The organism is Streptomyces sp. RKAG290 (assembly GCF_023701695.1).
Classification (GTDB): Bacteria; Actinomycetota; Actinomycetes; order Streptomycetales; family Streptomycetaceae; genus Streptomyces.
Genome location: NZ_JAJOZC010000001.1, coordinates 7,553,203 through 7,565,531, shown reverse-complemented (window position 1 = coordinate 7,565,531; position 12,329 = coordinate 7,553,203). Strand labels below are relative to the sequence as shown.

The following is a 12,329-nucleotide window of genomic DNA, read 5'->3' as shown; positions in this document are numbered from 1 at the left end:
ATGATCAGTACAACGGTACCGAGGCCTATGTACACGGGAATCTCCTTGTGTCGTGGACGGGCGGCACCCCAGGTGCCGTGAGATCCCAATGCCCCCGTTGCGAAGATCTAACGAAAACCTCGAAGAACTTTGCGCCGGCATGGCCCGCACCGATCGGCAGTCCTGATGTCACGCCGTGTGGACAGCCCTTGGCCCGGGAGCGCTGGATGCACGAAGGAGCGCGACGCATCCGGCCGCTTCCCCTCGAAGGGAGTGAGACTCGAAGAGAGTGCGGCAGATCCGGCGCCGTCCTGGACCAATCCGGCTCCCGCTCCGCTCCGAATCAACGGGTGAGGGTGCGTGGAACCACCCCTCACCTCCCTGGCGGGGGCGTGTCTGACGCGCCCCCGCCAGCTTGTTCTCCCGGACCGTACGGCGGTCCTCTGCGGCCGAGGACCCGCGGGTGAGGGAGCCAGGTCGTGCGTGCCGGGTGGGACGGAATCCAACAGGGCTGCCACCAGCAGCCGGCATCGTCATGCCGACGCCCTCCCTTGTCGCTGTCGTTGATTCTCGACGCTGCCCTTCGCATGTCCACCGGCGCGTGTTTCCGGACGACCACCTTCCGCGACGCCGGGTCCGATGTTTGGGCAAGCGGCCCGCAAGGCGTTTCCACGTTCCGCTCCCGTAAAGGCTTCAGCGGCCTCGAATACGCGGGCGGCACAGGCATTCGTGACCGTTGGACGGGCACAAGTGACGTGCCGACAACTCGTCTGCACCGAAGCAGGATGAGAGGAATGCCGTGTCTCTTCCCCAACACTCGGGCACGCCCAGCGACTACAACCAGCCCCAACCGGGCAGCGGTGCGAGGCAGTCCAACGGACTCGCAGTCGCCGCGCTCGTCCTCGGAATCGTGGCCATTCTGCTTTTCTGGACGGTTTTTGGCGGGATCCTGCTCGGCCTGCTCGCAGTCGTCCTCGGAATCATCGGTGCGCGCCGGGCACGCGGAGGCAGGGCTCCGCACCGGACGATTTCGATCGTCGGTGCGGTGCTCGGAGCGCTCGGGCTGATCGGCTCGGTCGTGATCATTGCGATAGGGGCATCCATCCTCAACTCCGACGAGTTCAAGGACTTCAACGACTGCATCAAGCACGCCAGTTCGCAGAGCGAGAAGGACCAGTGTTCCCGGGACTTCAAGCAGGACACCGACAACTGATCCATTGAGGTCCGGCCTCCGGCCGGATCTCGGCCTCTTCGCGCAGCAGACTTCAGATCGACTCCGCTGCCGGGCGTGGCCGACCGGCGGCAGCGGACCGGATGCGTGGGCCGCCGACTACCGTGACGCACCGAGTGCCCGCCCCCCAACTGTCCGGTGGGGGCGGGCACTCGGTGCGTCACGTTCGCGCGGGGTCAGACTCGCGTCGAGTTCTTCACGTACGGCGACGCGGCTTCGGGCTCCGGATCGGTCGCGGGCCCGGTCGCCGGGCCACCCTCGCTGAGGCCGAACCGCCCGTGGATCCGCCGCAGGAAACCGGGCGCGTACCAGGCGGACCGGCCGAGCAGCCGCATCGCGGCGGGCACGAGGACACCGCGTACGGCGACGGCGTCGATGAGGATGGCGAGGCCGCTGCCCAGGCCGAACATCTGCATGAAGCTGAGCTTGGCCGTCCCGAACGCGAAGAAGCTCACCGCGAGGAGACAGGCCGCCGCGCTGACGATGCGCCCGGTGTGCCCGAGGCCGTTGGTCACGGCCGACTCGTTGTCCTCGCCCAGGTCGTGGAGTTCCTTGATGCGGCTGGTGACGAACACCTCGTAGTCCATGGAGAGGCCGAAGGCGATGCAGAACATCAGCACAGTCATGGACACATCCATCGGCTGCTCCGTGAAACCGAGCAGCGAGGAGAGGTTGCCGTCCTGGAAGATCCAGGTCATCACGCCGAGGGTGGCTCCCAGACTGATCACGTTGAGCACCAGCGCCCGCAGCGGCTGCACGATGCTGCCGGTGAACAGGAAGAGCAGGAGGAAGGTGGTCAGTGCCACCAGGACCACCGCGACCGGGAGCCGGCCACCGACGGAGTCCTTGGAGTCGACCAGTTCGGCGTCGGCTCCGCCCACCAGGGGGTGCGATCCGGTGGGTGGGGTGACGGCTCTCACCTGTGCGACCAGGCGCTGCGCCTGGTCCGACTTCGGCGCCAGAGTGCTCACCACGTTGATCCGCTGCGCGTCGGGGCGGCCGAGCGCGCGGTTGCCCGGGCCGGCTGCCGTGGACCTTTCGTCCGCGTAGGTTCCTGTACTGGTCTCGACGCGGACCACGCCCTTGAGGCCGGACAGTTGGACCGCGTACGACGCCAGTGGGGCCTCACGCACGGATTCGTCGATGACGATGTGGAGTGCCGCGTCGTCGTTGCCGTTGAAGTCCGCCTGCAGCACCGACGAGACCTGGCGACTCGCGGCGCCCTCCGGCAGCACCCGTTCGTCCGGTGTGCCGAAGGTGATGCCAAGGAGTGGGCTCGCCGCAACGAGCAGGACCGCCAGTACGGGCAGCGCGGTGAGCGCGGGGCGCCGCATGACCGTGCCCGCCAGGCGTCCCCACACGGGTGCCCGGCTGCCGGAGCGTCCCGGGTTCGCCCACGGCAGCCGCCCGCTGTTGACCCGGTGCCCCAGCACGACGAACAGGGCCGGCATGACGAACAGGGTGCTGAAGGCCGCGATGGCGACGACACCGACCCCGGCGTAGCCGAACGAGCGCAGGAAGTACTGCGGGAACACCAGCAGTGCCGCGAGTGCGGCCGCCACCGTCGCGGCGGAGAACGCCACCGTACGGCCCGCGGTGCTCATCGTCCGCCGGACGGCGTCGTCCACGCTCGCGCCGGTCGCGAGCTGTTCCCGGAACCGGCTGATCATCAGCAGGGCGTAGTCGATGCCGAGGCCGAGGCCCAGCGCCGTGGTGAGGTTGATCGCGAAGACGGAGACGTCGGTGACACTGCCGAGGACGTAGAGCTCCGCGAACGTACCCGCGATGGCGATGATTCCGATCACCAGGGGCAGCAGGGCCGCGACCAGACTGCCGAAGACGATCAGGAGCAGCACGAGGGTCAGCGGTATGGCGATGGCCTCGGCCAGGACGAGATCCTCGCCCGACTGCGTGCCCATCTCGCTGGTCACGGCGGCACCACCGCCTGCGCGGACCGTGAGTGCTCCCTCGTACGATCCGGTGTAGGTGTCCATGACGCTCTTGGCGTGCTTGTCCCGCTCGGTGTCGTCACCCTTCACATGGGCGAGCACCATGGCTTGGCTGCCGTCCTTCGAGCGGAGGGCGGGGCTGTCCGTGTCCCAGTACGAGATCACGTTGTCCAGGTTGCGCTCTCGCTCGAGGTCGGCCACCAGGGCCCGGCCGGACTTCTCCGCGGCCGGATCGTCGATGCTGCCCCGCCCGGCGCGGACCAGCAGTATCAGGTTCGTCTCCCCGCCGAACTTCTCGTCGATGACCTCCCCGGCACGGCTGGACTGGGAGGCCGGATCGTCGTAGCCGCCTCCTAGCAACTTGCCGAACGCACCGGCGCCCAAGGCGCCCATGAGGGCCACCGCCACGACGGCGACGACGAGTACCAGCCGGGGCCGACGAATCGTCAGTTCGGCTATGCGTTCAAACACGCATTTTCTCCTTTGGTGTCCATACGGCGAAAACGGCGCGAAACGGCCGGAGTTGATCACCAGGGGCCGGTGCCACGCACCGCGGAGTCTCTTCGCCCCGTCAGAAGGAGATGCGGATTCGCACTCTTCGTCGCCGCGAGCGACGTTAGTGAAGCGGCGGGTAATTTGGCAGTGTTAGATTTTCCTGGCAGCCTGCCGATTCCGGCGCTGTGCCACAGCGGCGACCGTCGTGCGGTGGCCGCTTACCGCAGAGGAACACGCATTGACCCAGCCCTCCCTGCGCCAGCGACGACGGGCCGCCGCCACCCAGGAGATCCTGGACGCCGCCGAGCGCCACATCACCGAACACGGACCCGCGGCCCTGTCCCTGCGAGCGGTCGCCCGGAGCCTCGGAATGACCGTGCAGGCGCTCTACCACTACTTCCCGAGCCGGGACACACTCGTCACGGCGCTGGTCACCAAGGCGTACGACGACCTGGCCGATGCCGTGCAGGATGCCGTGGACGCCCCGGCCCACGATGCGTCCCTGCCGCGCCTGGTGGTCGCGGCCGAGGGCTACCGCCGATGGGCCATCGCCCACCCCGAGCGCTTCCAGCTCCTCTACGGGACGCCGTTGCGCGACTACGCAGCCCCCGCCGACGGTCCTACCACCCAGGCGACACGGCGAATGAGCTCGATCTTCGAACGCGAGATGTTCGACGGGTTCACCACGGCGCAACTTGCCGCAGCCGACGCCCCCGCGCTGTCGCCCGCGCTCCGCGCCTACCTGGAACAGCTGCCGCATTACGGTCTGGGGAACCTCCCGCCCCCCGCGACCGCTCTGCTGATGAGCGCGTGGGGACATCTGCACGGCCTCGTCGTCCTGGAGGTGTTCGGCCACACCTCCTTCCTCGGTGACCACCAGGCCGAGCTCTTCCGCACGGCAATGCGGAACTTGCTCGAGGAGACCCAGCGCCGGCTCTCGCGCACGTGAGCACACAAACCGCTGTCGGCGTCGGAGAACGCACTGAACTCCGGCCGGGCGCAGGTGCAATGACCCAGTGGCGCAGCTCGGGACCGTCGGGCCGGGACCCACTGCCCCGCGCGTCGCTCGTGCCCAGCGAACCCGCCTGCACCGCTCCGATAAGATGATCGAACTGACGACCGGAGACTAATTACCCACCCTTCACCGGATACCCGTACATCCGGCATGAAGAGCGACCTATTCGAATAATCCCTAACAAATCGGCCAGACAATTGATACCTATCGTATCGCGGGTGTTTTCGCGAATAGACCACAGAGTTTCTTTCGCCACTTGGCGTCGGACGCGGACGATACTGTGGGCCGCGGCGGGTGTGGTGACCCTCGGATTCCTCATCGCGCTGGAGATGGCCGCGCGCCACTACGGCCTGCCGGGGCCGATCGTCGCCCAGGCGCAAGAGGTGGTATTCGCACCCCAGTCGGGCTTCCTGCTGTACGCCAGCATGGCCCTGACGATGGTGGTGCTCACCTGGCGGCAACGGCTCATCGCGGCCGGTACGGCGATTGCCATCGACGCCGTTATTCTCCTGGTGCGATGGGTCGCCGACGCCCCGGTGACCGAAGGCCACCCATTCGGTAATGGCGCGTTGTGGGTAATTCTGGGTTGTGCGGTCATCGCTGTCACCCGTCGCACAGGCCGGGAACGCGTTCTGCTGCTGAAGGGTGTCGGGCTGGGCCTGCTACTGGTGGCCGGCCGCAAGACCGGTGACACCTGGCTGCTCATCACGTCGAAGACGCGCCCGATCGTTCTCGACCAGTACGTGGCGACCGCCGATCACGCACTGGGCAACCCGTCGTGGCTGGTCGGCCGGATCGTCACGGCCACAGGCCCTGTCGGGGCCCACATCCTTGACTCCGTCTACACCCTGCTTCCGGTGGCCGCAGTCGTCGTCGCGATGTACCAGCTGCGTCACGTGGCAGTCGAACGCCGCTTCCCGGGCCATCACCTGGTGCGCACCTTCCTGGTCATCGGCCTGCTCGGGCCCGCCATCTACATGATCTTCCCGGTGGTCGGACCGGTCTTCGCCTACGGCGCCGACGGCGGACCCTGGGCGGTGGCCAATCTGTGGCCGAACACGTCGGCTCCCGTCAGCGTCCCGCACCACATGTCATTCGACGCGATCACCCCGCGCAACTGCATGCCCAGCCTGCACACCGCATGGGCCACAGCGATCTTCATCCATTCGCGCAAGGGCCCCCGGGTCCTGCGATACGCAGGCACCTTCTGGCTGCTCGCGACTCTCGCCGCGACGCTGGGATTCGGCTACCACTACGGCGCGGACATCGTTGCCGGGGTGGTGTTCACATTGACGATCGAGGTGGCTCTGCGCTCACTCGCTCGCGGTTGGGACCGGTCGGGAATCCAGCTGGTCGCCTATGGCGCAGTCGTCTTCACCGCACTCCTGGTCTCCTATCGCTATCTGCCGATGGAGATGGCCAACCACCCATGGGTGTTCGGACCACTCATCATTCTGGCAATGACGTCTGTGGTCCACGGCTACGTACGGACCACCGAGCTGTGGGAACCAAAAGCGACCCCGGCGCGGCAACCGGAACCCGAAATGGTGTGAGCCAAGCTGAATCGGGGCCGCTGAGCACGGCGCTCGGTCGACTTCCGCTTTTCGGCGAGGACGGTTTCCCCGCCCTCCCCGGCCCTGGGCCGAATGCCCTGGGCCGGGGCGCAGGACGATCGGCGGTCAGCTCGCGACGTCGGCAAGGGCACCCGGCTCGTACGAACCGCCTTGGTTGTTCAGGATCACGCCGAGCCGATTGGTCGCGTTGATCATCGCGATCAGGGAGACCAGCGCGATGGTCTGGGTCTCGTCGAAGTGCTTGCGCACCAGCGCCCAGGTCTCGTCGGACACACCGTGGTGGGCGTCGGCGATGCGGGTGCCCTCCTCGGTCAGCGCCAGGGCGGCCCGCTCGGCCTCGCTGAACACGGTGGAATGGCGCCAGGCGGCGACCAGGTTCAGCCGGGTCCAGGATTCGCCGGCAGCCGAGGCGTCCTTGGCGTGGATGTCGGCACAGAAGCCGCAGCCGTTGATCTGACTCGCCCGCAGCTGCACGAGCTCCTGGGTGTCCTTGGGCAGCGGCGACTCCTGGATCACCTGGCTGACGGCATAAATCCGCTTGCCGATCCTGGTTCCGACCTCATTGGCGAACAGGTTGATGCGGGGTTCCATGACTGTGTCCTCACTGATGGTGCTGCGTGCCGTGCGGATCGTCTGCGCGGCATCCTGACGAACACCAGATGCCGGCCGTACGCACCCTGTGACAGCACGGCAATGTGACGTAGGCCACTGCACCTGAACGTCACAAGAAGGTGCGCAGCGGCGTCCTGTGCGTGACACGGTCAAGAACGAACAGGCGGGAGCCGGGAGTGAACAAGTACAGCGAGCCAACGGCCGACACGTCCGATCCCCTTCCTGGGGACAGGCGGCTGGACTCCGCCACCGAGGCGTTCGTCGCCCACCGCAACCTGCTGTTCACCGTCGCCTACGAGATGCTCGGCTCGGCAGCCGATGCCGAGGACGTCCTGCAGGAGACCTGGCTGCGCTGGGCAGGCGTCGACCTCGGCACGGTACGGGAGCAGCGCGCCTACCTGGTCCGCATCACCACACGCCAGGCGCTGACCCGCCTGCGCACGCTCCGCCGGCGCAAGGAGTCCTACGTCGGCCCCTGGCTTCCCGAGCCGTTGCTGACCGCGCCCGACGTGGCCGAGGACGTCGAGCTCGCCGACAGTCTCTCGATGGCGATGCTGCTGGTCCTGGAGACTCTCGCGCCGACCGAACGAGCGGTGTTCGTTCTGCGCGAGGTATTCGCTCTCTCCTACGACGAGATCGCGGAAGCCGTCGAGAAGACCCCGGCCGCCGTCCGCCAGATCGCGCACCGGGCGCGCGCTCACGTCGGAGCGCGCCGGCCCCGTGCCGTCGTCTCCCAGACCGAGACCCGCCAGGCGCTTGAGGCCTTCCGGCGGGCGATCGCGACGGGTGATCTGCAGCGACTGCTCGACATGATCGCCCCGGACATCGTCCTGCTGACCGACGGCGGCGGTGTCGTGCAGGCCGCTACGGCTCCGATCGTGGGCGCCGACAGGGTGGTCGGCGTGCTGGGCAGGATCGACACCGAGATGGTGCTCCAGCCGGCGCAGGTCAACGGGTACCCGGCGCTCCTCCTCCGGATGGACGGCGAGATCGACACCGTCATGGCGGTACGCATCGACGGCGGCCTCGTCACGGGGCTCTACGCCGTGCGCAACCCCGAGAAGCTGTCCCGCGTCAACCGCGAGACAGCGGTGGGCCGCTGACCCGCTGCGAGGATTCCGCGGGACGGGCTGCCGGCTAAGGGCTGTCCCGCAATCCCTGGCGGGCGCACGACGACAGCTACTTCCCCAAGCTCTCGGCTGCGCTCGAGCAGGGGAGGCCCCACTCTCGCCGCGTTGTCGGAACGCCCGAATACATCCAGTATGCGGACGTCCCTCCGCCTTGCGATGCACCGCATCTGACGCCGCGCGCTGATCCACCAGGGATTACGGGACAGCCCTTAGTTCCTCACCAAGCACGCATCAGGCCCCGACACGACGATCGGGTCAGGCCGCTCCGTCGACAGAGGGGCGGCCGGGGCCCCTTCGCTCTCCTCCGCGAGCGGCACTTGCTCCACTCACCTGCGCCGGCCTTCCGCTGACTCCCGACGCCGTCAGCCTGCCGCAAGGTCGGCCCAGACTCCTTCCGGATGCTGGGCAGGCTGCAGCCAAAGCTGGGGCTGGGACCGCCGGTAGCGCGCGTCAGTCCCCGGCTGCCACAGGAAGCGGCCCTCCGCATCGGGCCACACCAACTGCAGGACGGGGAACGGGGGCCGCCGGTAGAAGGAGATCGCCTGCCCGAAGAACGGCCGGTACCAGCGGAGATCGGCGCTCTTGAGGACCAGAGGTGACTTCTCGATGATGTCGTGGTGCTCCTGGCCGCTCTCCAGTGAGGTTCCTGCCACGGCCCTGTGCCCGACGGCATTGAGCAGTTCCTGCATCAGCTGAACGTCAAGCCCGAACATGGCAAGCTCAGGCACGCTGTGCGTGTGCCAGAGCCCGATCGTGTACGCGAAGGCGGGCCCTTCGTCGTCCGCCGGCACCATCACGACGCTCCAGCCGTATGTCCGTACCTGCTCGACTGTCCGCCGGCTCGTGCGATCGTCCTCGTCCCGGTCGCCGTAGTCATGGCAGATCACGCAGCGGCAAGGAGGAGGGTCGTTGGACATGACGGCGACAGTACCGTCCTTCCCTGACACGCTGTCCGGCCAATCGATGCACATCAGCAGCCCCGCTCAGGCAGCGCGTGCTGGGCAGCGTGGACATGTCCGCAAGACCCCTCCGACAGATTCTGCGAGAGTCGCGGAAGCCCAGATGAGGTTCTTGTCAGTATCCAGAATCCTGGTTACTGTTTGATTCGTGAACGATTTCGACGACCGCTTCCTCACCCGTAACGGCCTCGCCGCGCGGCAGCTCGCCGTCCTGCTCCTGCATCACGAGCCGGACACCCGCCTGCCCCGTGTGCGGGACTTCGCGGAGGAGCTGAGCTGCGGAAACGGCACCGTACAGGCGGCCCTCCAGCTGCTGGAGGAGTCCGGGGCGATCTCCACCACCGCGCGCGGCCACCTCGGCACGTTCCTCGTCCACTCGGACCGCACCATCCTGTGGCGCCTGTCCGGCCTCGGGACGCTGCTCGCCGCGATGCCGCTCCCCTACTCGCGGCGGTACGAGGGCCTGGCGACCGGACTGCGTGGCGCCTTCGAGGAGGCGGGCGCGCCGTTCGCGATCACGTTCATGCGTGGTGCCGGAGCCCGGACCGCCGCACTACTGGAGGGCAAGGTCGACCTGGTCGTCCTGTCACGGTTCGCAGCCGACCAGCTGATCGCCGAGCACCCCGTGGAGCTGGTGGCCGACCTCGGTCCCGCCACCTACGTCGGCGCGCACGGCATGCTGGTGCGGCACGGCGTCGACCTGGCGGCCCCGGGGCTGCGGGTGGCGGTGGACCACGCCTCGGAGGATCTCCGGATGCTCGTGGAGCGGGTGTTCGCAGGCCGCGAGGACGTCGAGTGGCGGGAGGCCTCGTACATGCAGCTGCGGGACCTGTTCGCCCGGAACGAGGTCGACGCGACCGTATGGAATCTTGACGAGGCACAGGACCGGATCGGGGTCGGGGTCGACGTGCTCCCCCTCGGCGACGAAGTCACCCGCGAGCTGGCTCTCCGTAACTCCACCGCCGCGGTGATCGGCCGGACCGACGGGGCGAAGGCGCTTGCCGCGGTCCGCGACTCGCTGGATCTGTCGCTGGTGACCCGGCTGCAGAGCGAAGTGCTGCGAGGGGAGCGCGTCCCGTCGTACTGACCGCGGGCGGCTCCGGTGACCGGGATCTCACATTCTCCGGGTGTCGGCCGTCATCAAAATACAGAATCCTGGTTACTGTTGATTATAGGAGGATCACCATGGACGACCAGCTCGCACTGCGGATTGAGCTCTTCCGCGAAGGCGGTCAGGTCAGGCCCGAGGTGGCCGACTTCGTCACCGCCGAGCTGACCTCTCTCGAGTCCGAGGGCCGCACGGTCACCGAGGCGACGGCAGGCATGCTGACCAGCCATCTGATGATGGCACTCGGCCGGATCCTGGACGGCGAGCCGATCGAGCAGTTCCTCACCGACGACCAGGTCGCCGCGGAGCTGGCCGGACATCCCGACGCCGTCGCCCGTGCCCGCGCCGTCTCGGCCCGCGCCGAACGGGAGCTGGGCGCCGCGCTCCCCGAGTCCGAGGTCAACTTCCTCGGCATGCACCTGGCCGTACTGGCCCAGCAGTCCCCCGCAGCCCCCACGTCCTGACCGGACACGAGGGGCGGCTCCGCGTCTCCGGTGCCCGTACCCGAACCACACAGAGAGAAGAGAAGAACAGCCATGACGAAGATCCTCACCGGTGGAGTCGGCAAGGCCGAGGTCACCGCGGCCATCCGCCAGCTCGGCATCGACTCCCTCGACGTCGTCGCCTCCAGCGACATGGACGCCGCGATGAAGCTCCGGGTCGGCCAGGCCGACTACTACCTGGGCACCTGCCACACCGGCGCCGGCGCCTCGCTGGGCGTGCTCGTCGGCCTCATGGGCAGCGCCGCCTGCCACACCTTCGGACGGAGCGTTCCGACCGAGGAGCAGATCGCCGCCCTGCTCGCCGACGGCAAGAAGGTCTTCGGCTTCTCGATGGACCAGATCGACGCCGTCGCTCCCCTCATGGCGCGCGCCATCGCCGCCCGCGGCTGATCACAGCCCCCTCTCATCATCCCGGGCACGAAGGAGTGACTCGTGAGCACCACACTCGCCGCCGGTACCAGCCTTGACTTCACGCTGGCCCAGCAACTGACCGTGATAGCCCTCTGTGCGCTGACGGCCTACATCTCGCACATGGCCCTGGCCGTCTTCAACGACGGGGTACGTCCCTTCATGCTGGACTTCATCCAGGGGCGCACCACCCGCAGCGCGACGACTGCTGTCTCCTTCGGCCTCTCCGCCGGATTCATCTTCGGGCTGGGTGCCCCGATGGCCCTGTCCACCGGGGTGCTGAACCCGTGGCTGGTCTTCCTGCCCACGGACATCCTCGGGATGCTGGCGCCGAAGAAGTGGCTCGCGCCGATCCTCGGCGCCGCCTGGGGCGCGGTGGTCGTCTTCGGTCTGAACGGCGCGAACAACGTCGCCCATGACCTGCCGGTCGACTTCCTGACCGCGATGCAGCAGATGTCGACGCCGATCCTGTTCCTCTTCTCGCTGTTCCCGGTGCTCGCCATCACCAAGCAGTTCGGCCGCAAGTGGGGCGGTGTCGCGGGCGTCCTCGAACTGGCCCTCGTCGTCATGACCATGAAGCTGTGGCCGAACATGTTCGCCGGAGCACTGGCCATGGCCGTAGGTGTGCTGATGCTCATCGGGCTGGCCGTCTCCAAGGACGTCCGGCAGCGCCGGGCCGACCGGGCGGCGGGCGTCGAGGAGATCGTGCTGGAGGACGACCCGATGGCGTCCCTGTTCAGCGCCAGCGCGGCCCGTCTGCGCAAGTACCTGCCGCTGTTCATGGTGCTCGGGGCCGGGGTGTGCGTGCTTGCGCAGATGCACATATTCGGCGGCGGTGAGGCCACGAGCTTCCTTATCGCCAAGGGGCAGTACTCCGAGGCCGCCCAGGTCGACTTCTACCGGGTGTTCGGCTTCATCCCGCTGATCGCGACCACCGCGCTGGCCTCCGGCGCGTACGGTATCGCCGGGTTCACGCTGGTGTACCCCATCGGCTACCTGATGCCGAACCCGTTCCTGGCGGCCGTCGTCGGGGCGATCGTGTTCGCCGCCGAGGTGCTGGCCCTCTCCTGGATCGGCCGGCTCCTCGGCAAGCTGCCCAGCGTCCGGGACTCCTCGGAGCACCTGCGCAGCGCCATCGGCGACACCCTCCAGCTCGCGATCCTCTTCGGATCGCTGATGGCCGCCAACGCCATGGGCGGCGGACTCGGCATCCTCGTCGTCGGCGGGCTCTACCTGCTGAACGAGGCGATGGGCCGGCCTGTCGTGAAGATGGCCGCCGCCCCCGCAGCCGTGATCGTCGGCGGCATTCTGCTCAACGTCCTGTACTGGCTCGACCTGTTCACCCCGGTCAAGGGCTGACACCCGA

At 67.9% G+C, this 12,329-nt stretch carries 11 protein-coding genes; 8 read left to right on the top strand and 3 right to left on the bottom strand.

Annotation, left to right across the window (positions count from 1 at the left end; all coding sequences use genetic code 11):
* The first annotated feature begins 778 nt into the window (after nucleotides 1–778).
* Nucleotides 779–1,192, top strand: a complete 414-nt coding sequence (locus LNW71_RS33465) for a DUF4190 domain-containing protein (RefSeq protein WP_250971609.1) — start codon at nucleotides 779–781, stop codon at nucleotides 1,190–1,192.
* Nucleotides 1,193–1,386: 194 nt separating this feature from the next.
* Here the strand turns inward: LNW71_RS33465 and LNW71_RS33460 are convergent, their stop codons facing one another.
* Nucleotides 1,387–3,630: an MMPL family transporter gene (locus tag LNW71_RS33460; RefSeq protein ID WP_250971608.1), complete on the bottom strand. Its 2,244-nt coding sequence runs from the start codon at nucleotides 3,628–3,630 to the stop codon at nucleotides 1,387–1,389.
* A gap of 262 nt (nucleotides 3,631–3,892) precedes the next feature.
* Between LNW71_RS33460 and LNW71_RS33455 the strand changes: the two genes are divergently transcribed.
* Nucleotides 3,893–4,603 (top strand): TetR/AcrR family transcriptional regulator, encoded by a 711-nt coding sequence (locus LNW71_RS33455; protein WP_250971607.1) that lies wholly within the window; start codon nucleotides 3,893–3,895, stop codon nucleotides 4,601–4,603.
* Between the two features lie 362 nt (nucleotides 4,604–4,965).
* Complete coding sequence (locus LNW71_RS33450) at nucleotides 4,966–6,222, top strand: phosphatase PAP2 family protein (protein ID WP_250971606.1); 1,257 nt, start codon at nucleotides 4,966–4,968, stop codon at nucleotides 6,220–6,222.
* A 126-nt stretch (nucleotides 6,223–6,348) separates the two neighbouring features.
* On the opposite strand, the gene LNW71_RS33445 is transcribed toward LNW71_RS33450, so the two are convergent.
* A complete protein-coding gene (locus tag LNW71_RS33445) occupies nucleotides 6,349–6,834 on the bottom strand; it encodes a carboxymuconolactone decarboxylase family protein (RefSeq protein WP_250971605.1) in 486 nt (161 codons plus the stop codon).
* Nucleotides 6,835–7,031: 197 nt separating this feature from the next.
* Here LNW71_RS33445 and LNW71_RS33440 point away from each other — a divergent pair, with 197 nt between their 5' ends.
* Nucleotides 7,032–7,958, top strand: coding sequence for an RNA polymerase sigma-70 factor (locus tag LNW71_RS33440; protein WP_374119487.1), 927 nt, complete (start codon nucleotides 7,032–7,034; stop codon nucleotides 7,956–7,958).
* A 389-nt stretch (nucleotides 7,959–8,347) separates the two neighbouring features.
* Here the strand turns inward: LNW71_RS33440 and LNW71_RS33435 are convergent, their stop codons facing one another.
* Nucleotides 8,348–8,902, bottom strand: a complete 555-nt coding sequence (locus LNW71_RS33435) for a DUF4262 domain-containing protein (RefSeq protein WP_250971604.1) — start codon at nucleotides 8,900–8,902, stop codon at nucleotides 8,348–8,350.
* Nucleotides 8,903–9,092: 190 nt separating this feature from the next.
* Here LNW71_RS33435 and yhfZ point away from each other — a divergent pair, with 190 nt between their 5' ends.
* From yhfZ to LNW71_RS33415, 4 genes are all read left to right on the top strand, one after another.
* A complete protein-coding gene (yhfZ, locus tag LNW71_RS33430) occupies nucleotides 9,093–10,031 on the top strand; it encodes a GntR family transcriptional regulator YhfZ (protein WP_250971603.1) in 939 nt (312 codons plus the stop codon).
* Nucleotides 10,032–10,129: 98 nt separating this feature from the next.
* On the top strand, nucleotides 10,130–10,516 hold the full coding sequence (locus LNW71_RS33425) for a PRD domain-containing protein (RefSeq protein WP_250971602.1): 387 nt from the start codon (nucleotides 10,130–10,132) through the stop codon (nucleotides 10,514–10,516).
* A gap of 72 nt (nucleotides 10,517–10,588) precedes the next feature.
* Nucleotides 10,589–10,945, top strand: coding sequence for a DUF2620 domain-containing protein (locus tag LNW71_RS33420; RefSeq protein ID WP_250971601.1), 357 nt, complete (start codon nucleotides 10,589–10,591; stop codon nucleotides 10,943–10,945).
* A gap of 42 nt (nucleotides 10,946–10,987) precedes the next feature.
* Nucleotides 10,988–12,322: a YhfT family protein gene (locus LNW71_RS33415; protein WP_250971600.1), complete on the top strand. Its 1,335-nt coding sequence runs from the start codon at nucleotides 10,988–10,990 to the stop codon at nucleotides 12,320–12,322.
* Nucleotides 12,323–12,329 lie beyond the last annotated feature (7 nt).